This is a genomic window from Streptomyces sp. NBC_01275 (genome assembly GCF_026340655.1).
In the GTDB taxonomy this organism is placed as follows: domain Bacteria; phylum Actinomycetota; class Actinomycetes; order Streptomycetales; family Streptomycetaceae; genus Streptomyces.
The window spans coordinates 362,563-386,152 of the sequence record NZ_JAPEOZ010000001.1 but is presented as its reverse complement, the minus strand read 5'-3'; the positions used below and the strand labels follow the sequence as shown (position 1 = coordinate 386,152).

Annotated in this window: 21 protein-coding genes; 4 read left to right on the top strand and 17 right to left on the bottom strand. The window is 70.3% G+C overall.

The features are described from left to right. Positions 1-117: 117 nt before the first annotated feature. Entirely contained in the window at positions 118-381 is a 264-nt protein-coding gene (locus OG562_RS01645) for a helix-turn-helix transcriptional regulator (protein WP_266392699.1), read from the bottom strand. A gap of 1,422 nt (positions 382-1,803) precedes the next feature. Here OG562_RS01645 and OG562_RS01640 point away from each other — a divergent pair. Then, positions 1,804-2,310, top strand: coding sequence for a hypothetical protein (locus tag OG562_RS01640; RefSeq protein WP_266392696.1), 507 nt, complete (start codon positions 1,804-1,806; stop codon positions 2,308-2,310). Positions 2,311-3,182: 872 nt separating this feature from the next. Here the strand turns inward: OG562_RS01640 and OG562_RS01635 are convergent. From OG562_RS01635 to OG562_RS01585, 11 genes are all read right to left on the bottom strand, one after another. Further along, positions 3,183-4,085 carry a 3-hydroxybutyryl-CoA dehydrogenase gene (locus tag OG562_RS01635; RefSeq protein WP_266392693.1) on the bottom strand — a complete coding sequence of 301 codons (903 nt, stop codon included), beginning with the start codon at positions 4,083-4,085 and terminating at the stop codon, positions 3,183-3,185. Further along, a complete protein-coding gene (locus OG562_RS01630; protein ID WP_266392690.1) occupies positions 4,082-5,272 on the bottom strand; it encodes an acyl-CoA dehydrogenase family protein in 1,191 nt (396 codons plus the stop codon). Before OG562_RS01630 ends, OG562_RS01635 begins: the two co-directional genes overlap by 4 nt. A 28-nt stretch (positions 5,273-5,300) precedes the next feature. Further along, entirely contained in the window at positions 5,301-6,413 is a 1,113-nt protein-coding gene (locus OG562_RS01625; protein WP_266392687.1) for an alcohol dehydrogenase catalytic domain-containing protein, read from the bottom strand. Between the two features lie 85 nt (positions 6,414-6,498). Continuing rightward, on the bottom strand, positions 6,499-7,956 hold the full coding sequence (locus tag OG562_RS01620) for a class I adenylate-forming enzyme family protein (protein ID WP_266392684.1): 1,458 nt from the start codon (positions 7,954-7,956) through the stop codon (positions 6,499-6,501). Next, a complete protein-coding gene (locus OG562_RS01615; protein ID WP_266392682.1) occupies positions 7,953-9,206 on the bottom strand; it encodes an NAD(P)/FAD-dependent oxidoreductase in 1,254 nt (417 codons plus the stop codon). Before OG562_RS01615 ends, OG562_RS01620 begins: the two co-directional genes overlap by 4 nt. Next, entirely contained in the window at positions 9,203-9,526 is a 324-nt protein-coding gene (locus tag OG562_RS01610) for a 2Fe-2S iron-sulfur cluster-binding protein (RefSeq protein ID WP_266392679.1), read from the bottom strand. The genes OG562_RS01615 and OG562_RS01610 overlap by 4 nt, the downstream gene beginning before the upstream one ends. Positions 9,527-9,549: 23 nt before the next feature. Continuing rightward, entirely contained in the window at positions 9,550-10,782 is a 1,233-nt protein-coding gene (locus tag OG562_RS01605; RefSeq protein WP_266392676.1) for a cytochrome P450, read from the bottom strand. After that, positions 10,779-11,309 carry a cupin domain-containing protein gene (locus tag OG562_RS01600; RefSeq protein WP_266392673.1) on the bottom strand — a complete coding sequence of 177 codons (531 nt, stop codon included), beginning with the start codon at positions 11,307-11,309 and terminating at the stop codon, positions 10,779-10,781. Before OG562_RS01600 ends, OG562_RS01605 begins: the two co-directional genes overlap by 4 nt. A gap of 128 nt (positions 11,310-11,437) precedes the next feature. Further along, on the bottom strand, positions 11,438-11,980 hold the full coding sequence (locus OG562_RS01595) for a MarR family winged helix-turn-helix transcriptional regulator (RefSeq protein ID WP_266392671.1): 543 nt from the start codon (positions 11,978-11,980) through the stop codon (positions 11,438-11,440). Positions 11,981-12,014: 34 nt separating this feature from the next. After that, positions 12,015-12,863: a fumarylacetoacetate hydrolase family protein gene (locus OG562_RS01590; RefSeq protein WP_266392668.1), complete on the bottom strand. Its 849-nt coding sequence runs from the start codon at positions 12,861-12,863 to the stop codon at positions 12,015-12,017. Then, the gene (locus OG562_RS01585; protein WP_266392665.1) at positions 12,860-13,450 is read right to left on the bottom strand and encodes a carboxymuconolactone decarboxylase family protein; all 591 of its coding nucleotides are present in this window, start codon (positions 13,448-13,450) and stop codon (positions 12,860-12,862) included. The genes OG562_RS01590 and OG562_RS01585 overlap by 4 nt, the downstream gene beginning before the upstream one ends. Before the next feature lie 82 nt (positions 13,451-13,532). Here OG562_RS01585 and OG562_RS01580 point away from each other — a divergent pair, with 82 nt between their 5' ends. From OG562_RS01580 to OG562_RS01570, 3 genes are all read left to right on the top strand, one after another. Then, positions 13,533-14,417 (top strand): VOC family protein, encoded by an 885-nt coding sequence (locus OG562_RS01580; protein ID WP_266392661.1) that lies wholly within the window; start codon positions 13,533-13,535, stop codon positions 14,415-14,417. A 49-nt stretch (positions 14,418-14,466) separates the two neighbouring features. Then, positions 14,467-16,047, top strand: coding sequence for a phenylacetic acid degradation bifunctional protein PaaZ (gene paaZ, locus OG562_RS01575; protein ID WP_266392655.1), 1,581 nt, complete (start codon positions 14,467-14,469; stop codon positions 16,045-16,047). 309 nt (positions 16,048-16,356) lie between these two features. After that, positions 16,357-17,955: a bifunctional 3-(3-hydroxy-phenyl)propionate/3-hydroxycinnamic acid hydroxylase gene (locus tag OG562_RS01570; protein WP_266392652.1), complete on the top strand. Its 1,599-nt coding sequence runs from the start codon at positions 16,357-16,359 to the stop codon at positions 17,953-17,955. Between the two features lie 306 nt (positions 17,956-18,261). Here the strand turns inward: OG562_RS01570 and OG562_RS01565 are convergent, their stop codons facing one another. Genes OG562_RS01565 through OG562_RS01545 form a run of 5 tightly spaced genes read right to left on the bottom strand, consistent with a single transcriptional unit; the run spans position 18,262 to position 23,568 of the window. Continuing rightward, positions 18,262-19,128: an HAD-IIA family hydrolase gene (locus OG562_RS01565; protein ID WP_266392649.1), complete on the bottom strand. Its 867-nt coding sequence runs from the start codon at positions 19,126-19,128 to the stop codon at positions 18,262-18,264. After that, positions 19,109-20,584: a biotin carboxyl carrier protein gene (locus tag OG562_RS01560; RefSeq protein ID WP_266392645.1), complete on the bottom strand. Its 1,476-nt coding sequence runs from the start codon at positions 20,582-20,584 to the stop codon at positions 19,109-19,111. The genes OG562_RS01565 and OG562_RS01560 overlap by 20 nt, the downstream gene beginning before the upstream one ends. Continuing rightward, positions 20,577-21,977, bottom strand: coding sequence for an acetyl/propionyl/methylcrotonyl-CoA carboxylase subunit alpha (locus OG562_RS01555; protein ID WP_266392642.1), 1,401 nt, complete (start codon positions 21,975-21,977; stop codon positions 20,577-20,579). The genes OG562_RS01560 and OG562_RS01555 overlap by 8 nt, the downstream gene beginning before the upstream one ends. Continuing rightward, complete coding sequence (locus OG562_RS01550) at positions 21,974-22,477, bottom strand: biotin/lipoyl-containing protein (protein ID WP_266392639.1); 504 nt, start codon at positions 22,475-22,477, stop codon at positions 21,974-21,976. The genes OG562_RS01555 and OG562_RS01550 overlap by 4 nt, the downstream gene beginning before the upstream one ends. Continuing rightward, the gene (locus OG562_RS01545) at positions 22,474-23,568 is read right to left on the bottom strand and encodes a PEP/pyruvate-binding domain-containing protein (protein ID WP_266392636.1); all 1,095 of its coding nucleotides are present in this window, start codon (positions 23,566-23,568) and stop codon (positions 22,474-22,476) included. The genes OG562_RS01550 and OG562_RS01545 overlap by 4 nt, the downstream gene beginning before the upstream one ends. Between the last annotated feature and the right edge of the window lie 22 nt (positions 23,569-23,590).

The window sequence follows — 23,590 nt, the reverse complement described above, 5'->3', positions numbered from 1 at the left end:
CTACCGCAGGTGTCCCCCGGACTGGCGCATACGGTGAGACTGACTTTCGAGAATGCGATCGCGCGTTCGTGTTGGGTCACCGGATCGGGCGGTTGGCGATTGCCCTCCCGGGAGCTGTCAGCCGTCGGTCTTTTCGGGGTGCTCGTGCCCGTTGCACAAGGCTGCGAAGAGCTCGTCGAGCGGGGTGCTCAGGGCGTGTGCGAGAGCGTGCCAGGTTTTCACCGTCCCGATCGTGCGGCCCTGCTCAATCTCGATGAGAGTCCGTCTGGCGAGGCCACTACGGGCGGCGAGCTCGTCATAGCTCCACCCTCGGGCCGCCCGCAGGCGCGCGAGCTCCAGGCGGAGTGCCTCGAAGTCCGGGTCGGGCGGAAAGATCGTCACCTGACCATCCGAAGGTGCAGACCCCTGCCCTGTCAGTGCAGACCTCTGCCCTATTTCCCCAGGCGGTGGCGCGGGCAAGGGGGCAGAGGTCTGCACTACCGTGTGCGGCCGTCGCTCTCTCCTGAGCGGACAACGGTGCGGGATGGGATGGGGAGGAGCGCGCGCCTTATGAGGCTCCGCACAACATGCCCAACAGTGCGGCGGGCCTGGACTGTGGAGCTGCAGCCCGGCTCTGGCGGACCGCAGCTCGTGTGTCAGCAGTGCGACCATCGGGGCGTGCTGCTCGCTGCCGTATCCGCGCGCACCGCGGCGCTCGAGCATCTGGCCGGACATGCCCGGCGCGACGTTCTGCCGTCGTATATGCGCACCTGTCAGTGTCATGAGCGAGGCTGTCGCTGGCACCCTCGCCACCGCGGCTGTGCTGGTCCTATTCGTCTGCTTCTCGCTCGAGAGCGGGGCGGACGACTCTGGCGACTTGCCGATGCCTGCGCGGCTTGTGCATCGGTGACGGCGCAGGCCGCCGTGGTTCCGGAAACCTTCCTGCGTGCGGTCGTGACACCGTCGGGCAGCGCCTCGCGGCGTCGCAGGCGACGACCCAAAGGGCCGGGCGACCAGGTTCGGGTGCGGGAGATGCTCAGCTACCTGGCCTCAGCCCTGCCGGACTACACCGGGGCTGCAGCCCGGCTGCTCGCCGTGCAGTGTGCACTGCGTATGGACTCCCGAGGGGAGGTCCGGGTGCCGACTGGGGTTCTGCGCAGTCTTCGCCTCGGGCGCGATTCGCGCCCGTGGCGTGAGCTGGAGCAGGCGCGGTGGCTCTGCCGAACGCCGGCTGCCTCGGGCCTTGCCGACAGGGTGGTGGTCGCCCAGATCCTCGACGGCGGGTTGTTTGCTCAGAGTCCCGCACGTCCAGACCGCAGGAGCGCTGCTGACTGGGCGCTGCGTGCGACGAGGGGTGATTGTGCGGGCGCTGGTGACCACGCTCTGCGGCTGGCAGTCCTCTGCCTTGAGGCGCATACGGACCTTTCGTCCGGTCGCGGGTGTGCTGAGACGGACCGAATCGTGCGTGAGTGTGGACTCGTTCCTGCGGCTTTGTTCCCAGTGCTCGACCGGTTGGCGGCATCTCTCGTCTCCTGGAGCGTGGTCCTTGCCTCAGGCGATCTGTGCTGGGAGCTGCACCGAAAGGCGATCGGTGTCAGCGGGCGGTCGATCGATTTGACGCTGACGTGAAACCCGAGAGCTGAGCGACCGACCTGAGACTCGACCCGTTACGGAACGCGTCGTTCGTACTGCAAGCCGTTGCCGTTCACCGTGAGTCGCTGAATGCGTGGGGCGGGAAGCGTCATGGTTGTATTTTCCCCCAACTGCTCCCTGATTGGGGAGGTGGCAGGGGGCCGTCTGTTTCGGCGGCGCTCACTTCGCCCCTTGCAGCGGCTCATCAAGCGCGGCTGTTGGTCGAGCGTGCGGCCACGATCCCCGTCCGGTCGTCTCCGCGGAACCGGCGGCAGCGCATATCTGATTGCCGACGTCGTGCTGGAGCGGGACTGCTTCGACCCGGCACAGCATCATCGTGCAGTTCTGGAACTTGCCGACCAGATCGGCGAGCGCCTGCGCGGCGAAAGCCAGATCGCGAGCCGACTCTCCCTCACAGTGCGGTACGCCGACCGCAGCTCCACCACGCGTACCAGCACCCTGCTGGAGCCCACGAACCACTCGCCCGCCCTCGCCACGGCTGCGCTGAGCCCGCGAGCCGGTCTCGGATTGCGGCGAGGTACGCGCCTTCATGATCCGCGCAGACCCTGCTGCCAACTGGCGGGGCCTATCGCCAGCTCCTCTCTGGACCCCGGCGATGCCCGCGCCCGCGCGGCTGAGCCGCCGCAGACCGTGCCCGTCGGCGCTTCGGGCCGGAGGCTATACGTCCAGCCGCTCTGACGAACTGACCGCTTGTGCCAAGAACCACTGGTTCCTGGCACAAGCGGTGATGTGCGGCATGGCAGTTCCCGTCCCTGTCGGCGGGGCGTCGTCGCTCCGCGTGCCGTGGTTGGAATCAGGGTCGTGAGACTTGTGTCGGCTCGGCAAGGCTGCTTCCTTCAGGCGGAAGGACTTCTGTAAAGAGGCTGGTCAGAGCTCTGTTCTGTCAGCCCCTAGTCGCCAGAGTGGAGTGCCGCGTGGTGCGGCCATTCGGTTCGCGCTCGGGGGAGCCGGAGAGGGCGACGGCGAGTGCGACTACTCACTGCGTGGCGTTAATCGCCCAAAAATGTCCACTTAGTTTCAATTGCGGGACTCCTCTGCCGGCGGATGCTCGGTACAGCGGCAAGAATCAGCATCACTGCAGGTCAACTACGGTTCGTTTTGGATTCTGGGGCCCTCGGGTCGAATCCGGGTCGAATCCGTACCCTTTCAGGCTGTTGAGCGTGTTGCCGCTGGTCCGGATGGTGTGAAGTCACGCGCTGGATCGCATCGCGGATGAGGGCGGCGCGGCTAGCAGTCAGACCGACGAGCCGCTGAACAGATGCTGAGTGGCTGTAGTCGGCTGCCGAAGGGAGGCAACTCACCAGCAGATTCTTCGCTGCTGGTGGTGCACGCCTTTCGCGATCATGTTCTGCGGAAACAACTTCAGGCGGGGCGGTTGATGCGCGACGGCCCGGGGCTGGCGGTTCCTGGCCGAGGCCGACCTGCCGGGCGTCAGGGGCCATCCAGGAGATGCGCGGAAGGCGGGCTACGGGGGCGAGGCCCCACCGCCTCGCACGGCAGCCGGCGCTCTCCTAACATCCTGTACACCTCGAACTTCCTGTGCCATGAGGTCAGTTGCCCTTCATGGAAGAGTCGTTCTCGAAGTAGTCGTGGAAGCCGCGCCCGGACTTCCGGCCCAGCAGTCCGGCCTCCACCATCCGCAGCAACAGGGGCGGCGGGGCATGCAACGGGTCCTTGAAGTCCGCGTACATCGCCTCGGCGATGGCGGTGAGGGTGTCCAGGCCGATCAGGTCGGCCAGGCTCAGCGGCCCCATCGGGTGGGCGCAGCCGAGGACCATGCCGGTGTCGATGTCCTCCGCGCAGGCGTGGCCGGACTCCAGCATCCGGATCGCGGAGAGCAGGTAGGGCACGAGCAGGGCGTTGACCACGAAGCCGGCCCGGTCCTGGGCACGGATCACCTTCTTGGCCAGGACCTGGGTGACGAACTCCTCCGCCCGGACCTGTGTCTGAGGTGCCGTCAGCAACGACGGCACGATCTCCACGAGCTCCAGCACCGGCACCGGGTTGAAGAAGTGCACGCCGATCACCTGGTGCGGGCGGGCGGTGGCCATGCCCAGTTTCATGATGGGCAGGGAGGAGGTGTTCGACGCCAGCAGCGCGTCCTCCCGGACGACGATCCGGTCGAGCTCGGCGAACAGCGCCGCCTTCACCTTCTCGTCCTCCGTCGCCGCCTCCACCACCAGGTCCCGGTCGGCCAGGTCCGTCAGGTCGGTCGAGACCCGCACCCGGCCGAGCGCGGCGTCACGGTCCGCCCCGGAGAGCTTGCCGCGCCGTACGCCGCGGTCGAGCGAGGCGGTGATCCGGGCCCGGCCGGCCTCGGCGGCACCCGGGTTCACCTCGTGGACGACGACGTCCAGGCCGGCCCGGGCGCAGACCTCGGCGATGCCCGCGCCCATCAGCCCGCAGCCGACGACCCCGACCCTGCGGATGTCCGCGCCCGGCCCGGCGCTCACCGGAACGCCGCCTGGCCCGTCAGCGCCTGGCCGATCATCAGGGTGTGCATCTCGACCGTGCCCTCGTAGGTGAGGATCGACTCCAGGTTGTTGGCGTGCCGGATGACCGGGTACTCCAGCGAGATGCCGTTGGCGCCGAGCACCGTGCGCGCGGTGCGGCAGATCTCCAGTGCCGTCCGGGTGTTGTTGAGCTTGCCGTAGCTGACCTGTTCGGGCCGCAGCCCGCGGTCGTCCTTGATCCGGCCGAGGTGCAGGGCCAGCAGAAAGCCCTTGTTCAGCTCCAGGGACATGTCGGTCAACTTGGCCTGGGTCAGCTGGAATCCGCTGATCGGGCGGCCGAACTGGACGCGGTCGCCGGCATAGTTCAGCGCCGCCCGGAAGGCGGAGCGTGCGGCGCCCATCGCACCCCAGGCGATGCCGTACCGGGCCTCGCTCAGGCAGGACAGCGGACCGCGCAGCCCTCGCACCTCCGGCAGGACGGCCGATGCCGGGAGCCGTACGGAGTCCAGGACCAGCTCGCTGGTCACCGACGCCCGCAGGGACATCTTGTGCTTGATCGCCGGAGCCGAGAAGCCGGGGGTGTCGGTGGGGACGACGAAGCCGCGGATGCCGTCCTCCGTGCGGGCCCAGACCACGGCGACGTCGGCGACCGAACCGTTCGTGATCCACATCTTGCGGCCGTCGAGGACCCAGTCGGCGCCGTCCCGGCGGGCGGCGGTGCGCATGCTGCCCGGGTCGGAGCCGGAGTCGGGCTCGGTGAGCCCGAAGCAGCCGATGGCCGTGCCCGCCGCCATCCGCGGCAGCCACCCCTCCTTCTGCTCCTCGGAACCGAAGGCGTGGATCGCGTACATGGCCAGCGAGCCCTGCACCGAGACCAGGGAACGCAGTCCGGAGTCGCTCGCCTCCAGTTCCAGGCAGGCGAGGCCGTAGTCGACGGCGCTCATCCCCGCGCAGCCGTAGCCCTCCAGGTGCATGCCCAGCAGGCCGAGTTCGCCGAGTTCCTTGGTGAGGCCGCGGATGTCCTCGATCTCGCCCTGCTCGAACCACTCGGCGATGAACGGGTCGACGCGCCGGTCGCAGAACGTGCGCACCGCGTCGCGTACGGCGCGCTCGTCCGGGGTGAGCAGGCTGTCGAGTTCCAGGAGGTCGAGGGGGTCGGCCGGGCGCCCGGCGTGCGGTGCGTGCATCGTCAGTCTCCTTGAGTCTTCGCCGGCGTCAGGCCGTCGGGCTGATGATGAAGTTGCTGAAGCCGCCGTTGCGCACGGCGATGCCGCTGATGGCGTCGTTGACCTGCTCCAGCGGGAACACCTGGTGCTCCAGCGGGCTCAGGTCCAGCAGGCCGGCCCCCGCCATGTCGGCCATGGCCTGCCCCTCGCCGGAGGTGAACCAGGCCGAGCCGATCAGCCGCAGCTGCTGGTCCATCATCCGGTGGATGTCGATCGGCAGATCACCGGCGACGGCGCCGATGTTGACGGCGATGCCGCCGCGTGCCATCGCCCGCATGCCGGCCCGGAAGGTCTCGTGCGGGGCGCCCGGGCCGAGGGCGTCGATGTAGATGTCGGCGCCGTAGCCGTCGGTCTGCTCGTGGATCCACTCGTCGACCGGGCCGTCGTCGAGGGAGTGCAGGTTCAGACGGCCGCCCGCCAGCTTGCCGACCTGGTCCAGGAGGCCCTTGTCCCGGCCGGTGCCGTACACGTGGGTGAGGCCCATGGCCGGCGCGAGGAGCGCGGCGGCGATGCCCAGGGTGCCGCTGATGCCGTTGATGAGGATCGTCTTGCCCGGACCGGCCTCGGCCTTGCGCAGCGCCGAGTACATGGTGCCGATGTAGCCGAAGCGGGCGGCGGCCTCGAAGGACAGCGAGTCCGGCAGCTTCACCAGGCTGTACGCCGGGGCCACCATGTACTCGGCGAGGCCGCCCTGGTAGCGGTCGAGGAGGTTCAGGGCGGTCGGGGAGAAGCCGAAGTACCCGGCGAAGGCGTAGCTGGCGCAGTTGATCGAGTCGCCGCTCCGGCACGAGCGACAGGAGCCGCAGGAGCGGCCCGGGTTGACGTACACCCGGTCGCCCGGCTTGAAGGCCTGGACGCCTTCGCCGACGGCCTCGACCACGCCTGCCGGGTCCAGGCCGAAGATCGCCGGGAGGGTCGGCAGGGGGCTGTGCGGGAACCAGGTCGTCCACATGTTCAGGATGTTGGCGAGGTTCGGAACGATGTTGACGGCGTGGACGGCCACGCGGACGTCACCGGGGCCGGGCTCGGGAACGGGGAGTTCCTCGATCCTCATCGGCTCGCCGACGGCGTGCATCCGCGCGGCTCGCATGGTCGCACTCATGGCGTCTCCTCGGGTTCGGCTTCGGGTACGGCTGGGGGAGACGGCACCAACTGCGGTGCGGTCTCTGGGAGTTGTGGAGGATGGGTCAGTTGTCCAGCAGCGTCGTCAGCCGCGCGCGCTGCAGCTTTCCGGTGGCCCCGCGGGGCAGTGCGGGCACGACGCACAGGCGCCGGGGCCATTTGTGCCGGGCGAGCCGGCCGTCGAGATGACCGCGGACGTCCTCCAGGGCCGGCGTGCCGGAGTCCGTGACGAGGAAGGCGGTCACGACCTCGCCCCAGACCGGGTCAGGCGCCCCGGACACCGCGACCTCGACGACGCCGGGGAAGTCGGCGAGGGCGTTCTCGACCTCGGCGGGGTCGACGTTCTCCCCGCCGGTGATGATGGTCTCCTTGAGCCGGCCGACGACCGTGAGGCGGCCCTCGGCGTCGAACAGCCCGCGGTCCCCGGAGTGGAACCAGCCCTCGCGATCGGCCACGGGCACCGATCCGGTGGCGGTCCAGTACGCGTCCGCCACCGACGGCCCGCGCACCCAGATCTCGCCGGGTGTGCCGACCGGCGCGGGAGCCCCAGTCGCGTCCACCACCGTCAACTCCGCCTCCGGGACGGGGGAGCCCGTGGAGGTCGCCGGCTCCTCGGGCGCGGAGTACGTGACGCCCGCGCTGGTCTCGGTCAGACCGTAGGAGTTGACCACGCCGATCCCGCGGGCCCGGAACTGCTCGCGGGTGGCGGTCTGGGCCGGTGAGCCACCCGACAGGATCCACCGCAGGGTGTCCAGCTCGCCGCCGGTGAAGCGGGGGTGGCGGGCCAGCAGGGCGGACATGGCGGGGACGGCGAAGGCGCAGGTGACCCGGTGGTCGCGGACCAGGTCGACGAACAGGTCCGGGTCGAAGCGGGGCGCCAGGACGACCGTCCCGCGCCGCGCCCAGGTGCACTGCGGCAGCCCGCCGAGGACGGCGACATGCGCCAGCGGGGTGGAGACCAGCGCGGTGTCGTCCTCGCCGAAGGGCAGCCGCGCCAGCGCGCCCGCCATGCTCCGGTACAGGTTGTCGTGGGTGAGTGCGACGCCCTTGGGGCGGCCGGAGGTCCCGGACGTGAACGCGATCACCGCGACGTCCGAGCCGGCCGGGGGATCGCAGACCGGCGCCTCGGGACCCTCGTCCTCGGGATGCAGGTCCTCCCACGTCAGCCGCAGGCCCGGGCCCGCCGGGAAGCGCTCGCCAGCGACCACGGCCGTCGGGGCGGTCTCCTCGCACACGACCGCGAGCTCGCCGCCCGTCACCTGCGGGTGCAGCGGGACGAGGACGGCGCCCATCCGCGTCACCGCGAACAGCGTGATCAGCGCCTCGGGCCGGGCCGCGCCCTGCATCACCACCCGGTCGCCCCCGCGCACCCCGTGCTTGTCGAGCCGGGCGACCGTGCGCCGGACCGCCCGGTCCAGCTCGGCGTAGGTCCAGGAGCGGTCCTGGAAGACGAGGGCGGGCCGGGAGCCGGCCTCGGCCGCACTGGTCACGAGGTGGGCGCCGAACCAGGAGCTCGTGGTCATGCCCGCACCTCCGCGGCCCGTCTCGCGCGGGCGAGCCCGCCCAGCGTCGTGCCCGTCAGCTCGTCGGCCAGGACCGGCGTCCGCCGCTCGAGCAGCCGACGGGCGGCCAGGTGCTCGGCGGGCCAGTCCAGTGTCTCGACGGCCACCAGCCGGCCGTCGCGGAAGGCGTACGCGGCCAGTCGTCCAGGGGTGTCGCCCGGCACCAGCCGGACCTCGTCCGAGGGCGCCCGCAGGCCGGCGATCTGCAGCTTGACTGCACCCTGGTCGCTCCAGAACCACGGCAGGTTCTCGTACCGGGCGGGCTGTCCCGCGAGGCGGCGGCCGACGAGCGCGCCCTGGTCGGTGGCGTTCTGCACGGACTCCAGCCGGACCGGGCCCACCGCGTGCGGGTGGGGGTGGCGGGCGCAGTCGCCGACGGCGGAGACCCGCGGGTCGGTGACCGAGCGGAGCTGCTCGTCGACGAGCACACCGTCGTCCACGGCCAGGCCGGCGTCCCGCGCCAGCTCGTCCCGGGGGACGGCTCCGATGCCGTACACGACGAGGTCGGCGGGGAGGATCCCGGCCGACGTCACGACCTGCCGGACCCGGTCCGTGCCCTCGATCCGCTGCACGGCCGTCCCGGTGAGGACGCGGACGCCGGACTCCTCGTGCCGCTGCCGCAGGTGTTCCTGGAGCTGCGGGGAGACGGCCCGGCTCAGCAGCCGGTCGGCCAGCTCGACGACGGTCACCCGCGCGCCGCGGGCCCGGGCCACCTGGGCGAGTTCGAGCCCGATGAAGCCGCCGCCGACGACGACCACGTCACGGGCCGTCGCCAGAGCCCGGCCGACGGCCAGCGCGTCGTCGAGCGAGCGCAGGGCGTGCACGCCGGCCAGGTCGGCTCCGGGGACCGGCAGGGGCCGGTTGCGCGCACCGGTCGCCAGCACCAGGTGGGCGTAGGGGACGCGTCTGCCGGCGCGGGTGCGGACCGTGCGGGCCGCCGGGTCGAGGGCGACCACGTCGTCACCGAGCCGCAGCTCGATGTCCCGCTCGGCGTAGAAGGACTCCGGGACCAGCGAGACCCGCAGCTCGTCCGGCTCGGTGTGGGCCTTCTTGGACAACGGCGGCCGCTGGTACGGCAGATGGGGCTCGGCGGCGAACACGGTGACCGGACCGTCGTAGCCACAGGCGCGCAGGGTCGAGGCGACGCTGAACCCGGCCTGCCCGCCGCCGACCACGACCACACCCGCGGTGCGCGTCGTACCTGTGCTCATACCTGCTCCTCGGGCACGTGGACCACCAGGCCGTCGAGGGCGTCGGAGAGCTCGACCTGACAGCTGAGCCGGCTGGTCGGCCGGCGTTCGGCGGCGGTGAAGTCCAGCATCTCGTCCTCGACGTCGTTCGGGCCTCCCACCAGCTCGGACCGGTCGGCGTCCACGTAGACGTGGCAGGTGGCGCAGGAGGCGTTGCCCCCGCACTCGGCGACGATGCCCTGGACGCCGTTCGAGACGGCCGCCTGCATGAGCACGGTCCCCGACGCGGCGGTGACCTTGCGTTCGGTCCCGTCGGGCAACTGGAAGATGACGGTGGGCATGAAGTCCTCCCGATGGGGACGGCTCAGGCGGCTTGCGCTGCGTGCCAGGTGACGTTCAGCGAGGTCGGCCCGCGGAACACCCAGCCGTCCATGCGGCCCGCGGCGGAGTCGCTGTCGGATGCTGTCGCGCCGTCGGCGAGGCGGAGTCCCTTGAGGCGGTCGAAGATCAGGGGCCAGGCGATCGCGCTGACCTCGTGGCGCGCGACCCACGCGCCCATGCAGAAGTGCGGTCCGCCGCCGAAGGCGAGATGCGGACGGTGCGGCCGGTCCAGGTCGAACTCGTCGGCCCGCTCGAACACCGACTCGTCCCGGTTGCCCGAGGCGATGACGAGGGCCACGCGGCTGCCGGCGGGGAGGGTCAGCCCGGCGATCTCGTAGTCCTGCGTGAGCTGGCGCGGGTACATGCCGATCGGCGAGACCCAGCGGGCCGTCTCCTCGAAGACCCGCTTCCAGGAGGAGGGCTCGGCGAGCACCCGGTCCAGCACCTCGGGGCGGTTGAGCAGCGCCCAGGCGCCGACGCCGAAGACGTCACGCGGCTCGTTGACGCCTCCGCCGATGATGACCTTGACGTTGTTCTGGATCTCGGTGAGCTCCACCGGCTCGGCCGCGTGGACCATGGAGGAGATCACCGAGCCGTCGGGCTCGCGCCGGGCGGCCTCGGCGGCCCGGGCCACCGCGTCCTCGATGGCGCCGGTGGCCTGTTCGGCGCGCAGCCAGATGTCGGGATCGTCGGCGTAGTTGCTGTTGCCGGCCATCATCGCCCGCGACCAGCCGGCGATGTCCTCGGCGCTCGCGTCACGCAGGCCCAGCACCAGGGCCAGGTTGGCGGCGACGAGCGGTTCGGCGAAGTCGGCTATCAGGTCGGCCTCGCCGCGGTCGGCGATTTTGTCGAGCAGCTCGTGCGCGGTGCGCTCGAAGGCGCCTGCCCACAGGTCGCGGACCTGGCGCGGACGGGTCGGCGGCTCGGCCGCGGACCGCAGGCGCCGGTGGTCTGGGTCGTCCTCGCGGAGCATGTTCCGGCCGACCGTACGCAGCAGCAGCGAGCCCTCCTCGCGCGAGCTGAACACCTCGGGGAGCTTCTCCGCGTGGACGATGTCCTCGTACCGGGTGAGCAGGTGCCGGCCGACCGAGGGGACCCAGGCGAGCGGGGCGGTGCGGCGCAGCTCGGCGTAGGCGGGGTAGGGGTCGCGGCGCAGGTCGGCGAGGTCGAGGTCGACGACCGGAGCGCCGGGCGCCGCCGTCGTCAGGGGGCTCATGAGGTGCCGCCCGCGCCGATCAGGACGAAGAACGCCGTGGCGGGCTCGGTGCCGTTGTTGCGCCAGGCGTGGCGTGTGGCGTTCTGCACGATGATGTCGCCGGGCCCCAGGACCGCGGTCTCGCCGCCGTCGAGGTCGAGGACCAGCTCGCCGGTGAGGACGACGCCGTAGTCGACGGTGGGCGTGGTGTGCATGCCCGGGTTGTCGGGCTCGAAGAGCTCGGCGAGACCGGGGCTGAACTCCAGCTGCTCCGCCGCCGCGGCGGCGGGGTCCCAGCTGGGGTCGGCGTAGACACTGGCCGGCGCGAAGGTGACGGTCAGCGCGACCGTCTCGCCCGGCCCGGGCACGAAGGACTTCAGGGACGCCGTCGGGTCGGCCGACGGGACGGCGGGAGCCGCCGTGTTCCACACAAGGGAGCGGGCGAAGCCGGGGGTGTGCACGGACTGATTGGTGCGCGGCGGCTCGCCGTCACTGACGATCACGGGCTTCCCGCTCGGGCTGACACCGGTGACGACACGACGGACCATGATTCTCTCCCTTGAGAAACCAACCTACTGTTAGATGCTTGACGGTAAAGGTTCTAACTGTTTTTCGACGGTCGTGCCGCGGCGGCTCCGAGCACGACTCCTGTGGTGGGCCGGTTCCCCGGGCCCGCTCACTCCGCGGGCGGGGTCTCCTGGTTCACCAGCGTACGCAGCAGATGCACCAGTTCACTGAGCTGGTCGTCCCGCAGGACGCCCGTCCAGGCCCGCTCGCGTTTCGTCTGGGCCTCGATGGCCAGCCGCAGCGTCTCGCGGCCCTCCGCGGTGAGCTCGACGACCAGCTGACGGCGGTCGGTCTCGACCCGCTCGCGGGTGACGAGGCCGCGGCTCTCCAGGGTCGCGAGGGCGCTGGAGATGCTGGCCCGGGTGGATCCGGAGACTCGGCCGATGTCCTGCTGGCCGAGCGGTCCGTAGACCCACAGGGCGTTCAGGATCCGGAAGCCCGCCCAGGTCAGGCCCAGCGGCCGGTGGACGTGCTTCTCGAAGTCCTTGGTCAGCCGGGCTTCGAGGCGGGTGAGGTCGGTGACCATCTCGATCGCGTCGAGGTCGCGGGGATCGGTCGTGCCCAGCTCGCGATGCTGGTGGCGCAGCAGCTCCGAGAACTCCCGGGTCCGGCTCGTCCCTGAGGTCTCCGGTTCGCGCGCGGTGTCCGTCACGTCTCCCACCCTTCCTTCTCCGGCCTCGCCGGTGTCAGCCGCCGACGACCGGATTGACCATAGTGCCCACACCCGTGACCTCGGTCCGCAGGACCTTGCCCTCGGTGAGGTACAGCCGCGGGGTGCGGCGGACGCCGCAGCCGGCCGGGGTGCCGGTGAAGATCAGGTCGCCGGGTTCGAACGTCACCCGCTTCGACAGCCAGGCGATCAGCTCGGGCACGCTGAAGATCAGGTCGGAGGTGCGGCCCCGCTGGACTTCCAGGTCGTCGACCCAGCCGGCCACCTCGATGTCGTCGGGGTCGGCGAACTCGTCGAGCGTCACCAGGTACGGGCCGATCGGGCTGAAGGTGTCGTACGACTTCGGCAGCGTGAACTGGTTGATCGGCTTGCGCCACTGTTCCTTGCGGTCGCTGATGTCCTGACCCGCGGTGACGCCGGCCACGTGGGACCAGGCGTCGGCCTCGGAGATGTTCTTGCCCTCCTTGCCCATGACGACCACGAGCTCCGCCTCGAAGTCGACCTTGTCGTAGCGCGCCTCCACCACGATCGCGTCGTACGGGCCGACCACCGACGAGGCGAACTTGGCGAACACCGAGGGTTCGTCCGGCACCGGAAGGTTGGACTCCTCGGCGTGCGCGCGGTAGTTCAGGGCGACGCCGATGGCCTTGTACGGCTTGGCGACACGGCCCAGGTCACCCGGCGCGAACGGCTTCCAGTGCGCGTCGGCGGCCCGCTCGGCGAGCGCGCGCAGCTCGTCGTGGAGGGCGAGGTCGGACAGCACCTCCAGGCGCGGCTCGATCGCTCCCTTGCTGGCGTCCGCGATGTCGAGGGCGCGGTCGTCGCGGACGACGACGGGGCGCCCGGCGAGGTTGGCGAGCTTCATGCGGCTTCTTCCTTCTGCTCGTGAACAGGCAGGGGCAGGGCGAGCTCGCCCTCCACCCGGACGCCGAGTGTGTTGATGACGGTGGCGATGGTGAGGTACTGGCCGACGGTGTAGAGGACATCGATGACCTGCTCGACGCTCAGGTGGTCGGTCAGCCGGCCCCACAGCTTGTCGTCCACGCCCTGGCGGTCCAGGAGGGAGTCGGTGGCGGTGAGCAGCACCTGGTCGAGGTCGTCGAGTCCGTCCCAGGTGCCGGTCGCGGCGGCCAGGATCGTGTCGTCGGTGAGCCCGGCGCGGCGGGCGATGCGGACGTGCTGGTCCCACTCGTAGGCGGCCTGCGCCCGGGCCGCGATCCGGAGGATCATCAGCTCGCGGGACGGCAGCGGCAGGGTGTTCTTCCCCAGTACGTGGTTGCCGAAGACGATGAAGCGGCGCAGGGCGTCCTCGTGGTGCGCGAGGGTCGCCCAGATCGTGTAGATCCGGCCGTCCTGGTCGCGGTACGACGCCAGCGACGCCAGTGTCTTCTCGTGCAGCTCGCTCTCGTCGACGGGCTGCAGGCGGGCCTTCTCGGGCACTACTCCCGACATCGTCGGACCTCCTCGGCTCGATGGCGTCAACGTATTCGTATGGCCCTTGACCGTCAAGGGTCTAACAAATACGGTCTTGGACATGACGATCCAGAGCCTTGGTTACGTAGGGATCGGCGCGCCCGACCCGACAGCATGGGCGGAGTACGCCCGCACAGTGATAGGCCTCGCGGTCGAGCCAGAGGCCGCATCCGACAGCGGCTCTGCCGCGGGCGAGGGGCCCGTGCACTACCGCCTGCGGATGGACCAGCATCCGTTCCGCATGTGGCTGACGGAGGCGGAGGCCGGTGGTGTGACGGTCATCGGCTGGGAGGTCCGTGACGGGGCGGCGATCGACGCGATGACGGTGCGGCTCAAGGAGGCCGGCGTCGACGTCACGGCGGGCACCGAGGAGGAGTGCCTGGACCGCCAGGTGACGCGCATGGTGCACTTCGGCGGCCCGCTCGGCATCCGCACCGAGCTGTTCTGCGGCCGACGCCTGGCCCCCAGCCAGTTCGTGTCGCCGCTCGGCGTCGACTTCGTGACCGGCGAGCAGGGGCTCGGGCACGTCGTGATGAAGACGCCGCACGTCCAGGAGGCGGTCGACTTCTACTGCGACGTCCTGGGCTTCCGGCTCAGCGACACAGCTGACTACCCCTGGGGCACGTTCTACTTCCTCGGCTGCAACCCGAGGCACCACAGCGTCGCCTTCATCCGTTCGTACAAGAACGAGGGCACCCACCACATCCTGTGCGAGGTGACCACCCCGGAGGAGGTCGGCCGGGCCCTCGACCGCACGCGCGAGCACGACGTCGAGCTCATGGCCACGCTCGGCAAGCACGCCAACGACGGAATGTTCTCGTTCTACATGACCTCGCCCGCCGGCTTCGGCATCGAGATCGGCGCGGGCGGCGTACAGGTCGACGAGAGCACCTGGGTCAGCCGTACGTACACGGCCGACGTCTGGGGTCATCACCCGGTCCCGTAGTCCGACTTCGCGTTCCTCGACCCCTCCGAAAGAAAGCGGGCCGTATCCCATGCTTCTCGAGAGCTATCTGCAGGACATCTGGGTCGCGCCATCCGCCGCCGGTTCGAATGCGGTTGACGTGCACGACGCCGTCACCGGCGGGACAGTCTGCCGCGTCTCCTCCCAAGGCCTCGACCTCGCGGGCGCGTTCGACCACGCGCGCCGCGCAGGCGGCCCCACGCTGCGCGCGCTGAGCTTCCACCGACGGGCCGACCTCCTGGACGCGCTCGCCACGGCCGTCCGCGCCCGCCGCGACGAGCTGTACGCCCTCTCCGCCCGCGCGGGAGCCACTCTCAACGACGCCCGCTACGACGTCGACGGCGGCATCCGCGTCCTGCGCGACTACGCGGCCCGCGCCCGCACCGAACTGCCGGACGCGCCCCACCTCGTGGAAGGCCCCGCCGAACGCCTCGCCCGGGGCGACGACTTCCTGGGTGTCCACCTCGTCAGCCCCTCCCCCGGCCTGATGCTTCAGGTGAACGCCTTCAACTTCCCGGTGTGGGCGCCACTGGAGAAGCTCGCCCAGGCGCTGCTGGCGGGCATGCCCAGCGTGGTGAAGCCGGCCACCCCGACCGCGTACCTCACCGAGCACCTGGTCCGGATCGTCACCGACGCCGGCGCCCTGCCGCCCGGAGCCCTGCAGATGGTCGCCGGCTCGGTGCGCCCGGCACTCGGCCTGCTCGGCGAGCAGGACGTCCTGTCCTTCACCGGCTCCGCCGCCACGGCTGCGACGCTGCGCACCCACCCCGACCTGGTGGCCCGTTCCGTCCGCTTCAACGCCGAGGCCGACTCCGTCAACGCCATCGTGCTGGCCCCGGACGTCACCCCGGGTTCCCCGCTGTTCGAGGCGTTCGTGCGCGAGGTGGTGACCGAGATGACCGTCAAGGCGGGCCAGAAGTGCACCGCGATCCGCCGCGTCCTCGTCCCCCGCGAGCACGAGGCAGCGGCGCTCGACGCGATCGCCTCCGAGCTCGCCGGCATCACCATAGGGGACCCCACCGCAGAAGGCGTGCGGATGGGGCCTGTCGTCAGCCTCGCCCAGCGCGACGACATACGACAGGCGGTGCGGAAGATCGCCCGGTCCGGACGCTTCGTGCACGGCGATCCCGAGAAGGTGCGCCTGATCGACGCCGACCCCGATCGGGGGGCGTTCCTCGACACCCTCCTCGTCTCCGCCGACCCGGACGCCGCCGCACCTCACGAGGTGGAGCCGTTCGGACCGGCCGCGACCGTGCTGGCGTACCGCGACACGGCCCACGCGACCGACCTGGTAGCGCGCGGCCGGGGCAGCCTCGCCGCCTCCGTCGTCGGCGACGACCTCTCCTGGACGACCGCCTTCCTCCAGGACGTGGCCCCCTGGCATGGACGGCTCCACCTGCTGGACTCGACGAACATGGCGCAGACCACCGGCCACGGATCACCGCTGCCCGCCCTGAGACACGGCGGACCCGGTCGCGCCGGCGCAGGATCGGAGATGGCAGGCACCCGCGGCGTCGTCGATCTGATGCAGCGAACGGCACTCCAGGCCTCGCCACGGCTGCTCGACACGCTGTACGCCGCGCCGCCCTCTCCGGCGGTCGAGTCCCTGTGATCGTCGCGATCGGCTCCCGCAGGCGTCGCTCTTCGAGAGCCTGCGGCGCTCTGCTCATTTTGCGCGACGCGCTACGCCTGACCGCAGCCGCCAGGGAATCGAGCTGGGCGAGGCTGGTTTGCGTGTATCTCGCACCGACGCTGCGGGCGCGCACACACGACGGCCCACGGGTGACTCCGACCGGCCAAACGCCGGTCCGCTTCGGGCCGTGCCATCGCGCAGGCTGGATGGGGGGAAGCGGCTCCCCGGCAGGCCGACACACAGTTCAACGCCCTGCCAGAGCTGGTTTCGATCCGGAAAGGTCTGCACGTGACCGACGTACTTGACGCTGACGTGGTGATCGTGGGCCTTGGCCCTGTCGGTGCCACGGCCGCGAACCTGGCTCACGACCTTGGTCTCCGGGTCGAGGCATTCGATCGAGCCGCACACATCGAAACCCGGCCCCGTGCCATTGGATTCGATCACGAAGCCATGCGTGTCTTCGCCGGCTTCGGACTGGCCGACGCGATAGCGGATCACATCATGCCCTACCGGCCGTCCGAGTATCACAACGGCAACGGGAAGGTCATCAAGCGCATCGGCACCGCACCACCACCTCACCCCCTCGGATGGGCACCCAACTACGTCTTCCTCCAGCCGCAACTGGAAGGCGCGCTGCGTCAGCGCCTCGATCGGTCGGACAACGTCAAGCTGCACCTCGGCACTGAGGTGACGGACGTGCAACTCGGCGACGACAGCGCCACCGTGGAGGTGGTCGACGCAACTGGGCGCCGGCGCACGCTGCGCGCGCGGTACGTGCTGGCCTGCGACGGCGGCAGCAGTCCATTGCGTAGGCGGTTCGGCCTGAGCATGGACGACCTGGAGTTCGACCAGCCGTGGCTGGTCGTGGACCTGTTGCTGCGCCCCGGCACGGGAGCACGGCTGCCACGGACGAACGTCCAGTACTGCGAGACAGCGCGTCCGAGCACGTTCATCGTGGGCCCGGGGAACCACCGCCGGTGGGAATTCATGATCAACCCTGATGAACGTCCCGAGGACGTGTCCCACCCGGACTTCATTCGCACTCTCCTGTCGCGATGGCTGGCTCCCGGGGACTATGACCTGTGGCGAGCGGCCACCTACCGCTTCCATGCCCTGGTCCTCGAACAGTGGCGCACGCAGGGCCTGTTCTTCCTGGGCGATGCCGCACACATGACACCACCGTTCCTGGCGCAGGGCATGTGCCAAGGGATCCGCGACGCGTCCAACCTGATGTGGAAGCTGGCCCTTCACTTGCGTGGCGACACCTCCGAACGTCTCTTGGACACGTATCAGCGTGAGCGCGCCCCGCACGTACGACACGTGACGCTCGTCGCCAAAAAGTTCGGCCATGTGATCTGCGAGCGCGACGAGGCCACCGCCGCCAAGCGCGACGCAGACCTGCTGGCAGAACTGAAGGCCACTCCGGAAGGAACCCTCCGCCAGTCCCTGATCCCCGGACTGCTGGCGGGCTTCCTCGCACCGGAACGTTTCCCCGCGCGCGGCGACATCCTCCCTCAACCGACGGTGACCGACAGCCGTGGCAGGACAGGGTTGCTCGACGAGTACACCGGGAGCACCTTCAGGCTGGTGATCCGGCACAGCACGGACGCGGCCGCAGCCGAGTCGGCCGTGTGCGCGCACCGGGCAGGGGGTGGATTTCCGATTCGCGTCGTCCGTCTGGTCGCCGAGACGCCGGCCGGCCAGGACGAATACCGCGAGGAAGGACACCTCCTGGACGCGTGGATGCGTCGACACGCGTGCGAAACGGTGCTCGCTCGTCCTGACCACTACGTATTCGGTGGCGTTCATTCAACGAGCGACACCGGCCTCCTGCTCGCAGCTGCTCGTGAGCAGCTGCACGGCACCGGTCGGTCACTGTTGTCCTGACATCGGTCGATTGCGCGGTTCGCCATCCGTGCCGGACCCACAGAGCGAGGTCGGCATCTTCCCTGACCGTGCTGCTGTGATCCGGCAGGTCGGCGCGATGCCGGCCGAGCAGAACGACGCATGGACCGAGGCGCGCCGCTGGATGGGACTGGCCCCGCCGGCCAAGGCCGAGTGGCCATCGGTACCCACCTCGGCGGACGTGAACGTGATCTCGATCAAGGCATACGGAACTGATACCCCCTGGCGCATATCCCACGGTCGGTTCTTGAGGCGACTCCAGGACGGTTCCGGGCTGGCGATCGGATGTCAGGTAGACAGAGGCAGGAGGCCAAGGAGCTTGCCCAGCCCGTCAATGGTGAGATGCGGGCTCTGCTCCGGCGGCAGCGAGGTGTAGCGGTCCGCCGGGTGGATGCCGGTGGTCACCGCGATGGCGAGGGCGTCGGCGTCACGGGCCATCGCCATCTCCAGTTCCGGGTCGTCTCCGACGACGGCGAGTTCCTGCGGGGCGGCGCCCAGCCGTTGTGCGGCGCAGTGCAGCCCGATCAGCGACGGTTTACCCACGACCCGTTCGGTGACGCCCGTGATGCTGCTGAGCATGGCGCAGATGGCCCGGGAGGTGCCCAGAGCCCTGCCGTCGGCAGTGGCGAAGAACACCGACTGTGAGCAGCTGTACAGGGTGGCGCCGCCGAAGACGGCATGGCAGGCCGCTTCAAGGTCGTCCATGGTGAACTCGCGATACCAGCCGGCCAGTACGGCGTCGGCTTCCGGCTTCCCCTTTGGCTCGACGATCTCTATGCCGGCCTGGCGCAGCGGCTCCTTGAGGCCTTCGCCGCCCAGTACCAGGACGCTTCGGTGGCCCTTGGCCAGGAAGTGGTCGACGGCGCTGGTGGCGGGGGTGAGCATGGCGTCGTCGGACAGGTCGAAGCCGATCCCGCGCAGTGTCTGCGCGTAGGCCTCGGGTGTGCGGGTGGTTCCGTTGGTGAAGGTGAGCCAGGGAAGGCCGCGTGCGGTGAGCGCGGCGGTGAGCTCCAGGGCTCCGGGGAGGGGCGTGAGCCCGTGGTTGCGCCGGTCGCCCAGCACGAGGGTGCCGTCGAGATCGAACACGATGCCGCGGACGCTTTGCAGACGATCGGTCAGGGAGACGGCGCCTTCGTCAGTCGGCTCGGCGGTCACGGTGCAGCTCCAGTCGGAAGTCGGGGCGTTCCAGGATCAGTTCGGGTGTCGCCGGGCGCGTCCGCATGCCGTTGAGCAGGTCGAGCACGGGCTTCAGCCGGGGGTTGTAGTGCTGCCGGGCGGGGCCGGCGGCCACCATGGCGTCCACCTGCTCGGCGGGCATCGTGGCCCGCAGGAGCAGTTCCTCGTCGCTGATGCCGCGGGGGAACCGGCCCCGTAGCTCGGCGACGGTGGGCGGTGGAGGTTCCTCGGCGAGTTCCCTGGCGCGCGGCCGGGCCAGGATGCGGTCGGTGACGTCCGGGTCTACGGGGCCGGTCGGCCTGCCGAAGTTGCCGAGTACGTATCGGATCACCGGGTCGGAGACGTTCTCGTAGCGTTCGGCGCCGATCACGTTGTACAGCGCCTGGGTGCAGACCATCTGCGGGAAGGGGGTGACCATGATGGGGTGGCCCAGTTCGGCGCGGACCCGGGTCACCTCCTCGATGACCGCGTCGAAGCGGTCGCTGAAGCCCAGTTCGTCGAGCTGGCGGCGCAGGGTGGTCATCACGCCACCCGCCACCTGGTGGCGCATGAACGCGGCGTCGAAGTCCCGGGGACCGCCCACGGGCAGCCCCTCAGCCGCGGCCATGTGGTGGAAGTAGTCCGCCGCCACGCCGAGCAGCCGGTCGTCGACGTCCACGGTGTGGCCGAGCTCGCGCAGGTTGGCTACCACCTGCTGGGCGTTGGGCAGAGAGGTGCCGCCCGCCAGGGCTCCGCAGGCCACCTGGAGCGCCTGCACCCCCAGGTCGGCGGCCTTGAGGTAGGTCAGGCCGGGCAGTCCGACGGTGCAGTGGGAGTGCAGCTCCAACGGTTTGCCGGCGAGGTTGTCGAGGACGACCGGGATCAGCGTGGTGGCGCGTTCTGTTGTCAGTAGTCCGCCGGGGTCCTTGATGTAGACGCGGTCGATGTCCGGGCAGGCCGCCATCTGGGAGGCCAGCGAGCCGTAGTGGGCGTCGTCGTGCACGTCGCTGACGGTGTAGGTCAACGCTCCGACGATCTCCGTGGCACCGGCCGCCCGGATCATCCGCGCGGACTCGCGCACGGCGTCCATGTCGTGCATGGGGTCGAGTACGACGTACCGGGTGACGCCGTTGGCCACCAGCCGGTCGTATACCAGCTGCATGAACTCGGGGTGGGCGACCTCCCAGGAGATGAAGCGCAGCCCGGTGCCGATGAACTGCAGGGGGGTGTTGGGCATGGCACGGTGCGTGAGCCGGATACGTTCCCAGGGGTCCTCACGTTGGGTCCGCACCGCCATGCCCATGTGGGTGCTGGAGGTGTAGTCGAGGGCCCGGAAGCCCACGCGGTCCAGAACGGGGGCGATCTGGAGGATCTTGCCCGTGTCCAGTCCGGTGGCGCTCCACAGACTCTGGTTGCCGTCGCGCAGCGACACGTCGACGAGCTGGATGTCAGCCACGGCTGCCTCCTCCGGCCGCCGATCCGGCGGTGTCGGTCGATGGGGTCGCCGGATGGTCGCGAAGGAACCGGGTGAACCAGGCGGTGTCCACACCGCCTTCGACGAAGTCGGCTTCCTCCAGCACCGCTTGGTGCAGGGCGGTGTTGGTGCTGACCCCGTCGATCGCGCAGCGCGCGAGGGCGCCGCGCAACCGGGCCAGTGCCTCATCCCGGTCCCGTCCGTGGACGATCAGCTTCGCCAGCAGGGAGTCGTAGTACGGCGGCACAGTGGCGCCTGCCTGGAGATGGGTGTCGATCCGGATGCCCTCACCGAGCGGCCAGACCGCCTCGGTGACCGTGCCGGGGCTCGGCTGGAAGTCACGGGCCCAGTCCTCGGCGTTGATCCGGCACTCGATGGCGTGGCCGGAGAAGGAGACGTCCGCCTGACCGAAGGAGAGTGATCGGCCTTCGGCGACGGCCAGTTGCTCGGCGACGAGGTCCAGCCCGGTGATGGCCTCGGTGACCGGGTGCTCGACCTGGATTCGTGCGTTCATCTCCAGGAAGTAGAAGGTGCCCCGGTCGACGTCGACGAGGAACTCGACCGTGCCCAGGCCCCGGTACTCCAGGTGCTTGCCGAGGGCCACCGCGGCGCGGTGCATCTCCTCGCGCAGGGCCGGGGCGATGACGGGCGCGGGTGCCTCCTCGATGAGTTTCTGGTAGCGGCGCTGCACGGAACAGTCCCGGGTGCCGAGGTGGACGACGTTCTCGCCGTCGGCGAGGAGCTGGACCTCGACGTGACGTCCGGTCGCGACGAAGCGTTCGAGGTAGACACGGGGGTCACCGAAGGCGGCGCCCGCCTCTGCCATGGCCAGGTCGATGGTGGCGGCCAGCGCGGCCGGGTCGTGCACCTGCTTCATGCCCCGGCCACCGCCACCGCCGACCGCCTTGATCAGGAGGGGAAAGCCGATCTCCGCGGCGAGTCGCGCGGCGTCCCCGGGGTTGTCGAGCGGTCCGCCGGGTACCACCGGGAGCCCTGCCGCGATGGCGTGCCGACGGGCTTCCAACTTGTCGCCGACGGCCGCGAGCTGCTCGACGGTGGGGCCGATGAACACGATGCCCGCCTCGGCGCATGCCTGGGCCAGCCGCTGGTTCTCGGAGAGGAAGCCGTAGCCGGGGTGGATGGCGTCGGCTCCCGCGGTCTTCGCCGCCGCGAGCACGGCGTCCACATCCAGATAACTGGCCGACGGCGGGGGAGGGCCGAGGCGGACCACCCGGTCGGCCAGCCGGGCGGGTACGGAGGCGAGATCGGCGTCGGAGGCGGCGAGCACCGTCTCGATGCCGAGCCGTCGGCAGGTACGCAGGATCCGCAGGGCGATCTCGCCCCGGTTGGCGATCAGGACACGTCGCAGGATCACGGCGTCGCCGCCCCTGCGGACGTCGTGTCGATGTGCATCAGCACGGCGCCCTGCTCGACGAAGTCACCGTCGGCGAGAGCGACTTCTGCCACCACGCCGGTCACCCCGGCGTACACGGAGTTCATCAACTTCATCGTCTCGACGATCCCGACCACCGTGGTCTCGGTGACCTCGTCCCCGATCCGGACGAAGGGCGGCGCCCCGGGCTTCGGCGCGCGGTAGAAGGCTCCCGGCAACGGCGTACGTACCTCGGTCAGGCCTTCGCGGGTGGACACCGCCTGCTTGGCCGGTGGGGTTCCGCCCCCGTCCGCCGGCTGCTCCCGCGCTTCACGATCGACCAGCACCGGCTCGGCAGTCGTACGGGCGGACTGTGTCCACTCGCCGTCGGTTGCACGGCGCAGCGACAGTTCGAACCGGCCGGTGCGCAGTTGGAGGCGATCGACGTCCATGTCGTCGATGATCCGCAGGATGTCCTGGACGTCCTCGCCGGTCAGGCTCACGGGGTGCCTCCGCCTTTGCCGGCTCCGCCCAGCAGTGACAGCACGTGGTCGAATGCCCTGGCCTTGGGGGCGGCTGTCGGCGCCTTCTCACGATTCGCCCATACCGTCTCGGGGCGGCTCTGGAGCAGGAAGATGTTGTGGCCGGGCACGAGGTTGCGGGAGATCGCCCACTCGATGTCCTGCGGGGTCCCGTAGTGGGATTCGACCTGTCGGCCGATCCGTACCAGTTCGTGGATCTCCGTGTCGGACAGACAGGGCTCGCTTCGCAGGTACTCCGGTACGTCCTCCTCGACGACTCCGGCCCCGCTGGGGTCCATCCGGTGCTGGCGCAGCTTCGCCGAGACCGTACGGGAGCAGATGTCCCCGGTGACCTTGCCGACCACGTACTTGTCGGGCGTCACATCGCCGCTGACGAGTGCCGATCCCAGGCCCCAGGACCCTTCGAGAGCCACGACGGATCGGTCTCCGGTGAGTGGGCTGCGGGTGAACATGACACCGGCGCAGCGCGGGTCGATCATGCGCTGGACGACGACGGCCATCGCGAGGTCCTGCTCCGGCAGGCCCAGCCGCCGCCGGTAGCTGACCGACTCCACGCTGTAGAGGCTGGCCCAGCAACGCCGGACGTGCTCCACCAGGGAGTCCTCACCACGCACCCACAGGTAGGTGTCCTGGAGCCCGGCGAAGCTGGCGTCCTCCGCGTCCTCGCTGGTGGCACTGGAGCGTACGGCGACGGGGGCGGGCTCACCGGGGGTGTCGGACTCGCTGTCCAGGTCCCGGTAGTGGTCCCGGATCGCTGCCGCGATCTCCTCCGGCAGCTCGGCCGCTTCGATGCGCTCCCTGACGGGTGCGGTCGCGTGGGCGATCGCCTCAATGTCCTCGGCCTCCAGAGCCTCGACGCGGGCGCGGATCTCGCCACCCGGGTCGAGGACGTGGAGGAAGGCCTCGAAGGCGGCGGTGGTCACGACGTATCCGGGCGGTACCGGGGCGCCGGCGAAGGTGAGTTCGCCCAGGCTGGCGCCCTTGCCGCCGACGGTGGGCCGGTCGGTGAGCCGGAGATCTCCGAACCGGCGGACGAGGGGTGAGGTGTCCATCGTGGTGCTCCCTGCGTGGTGG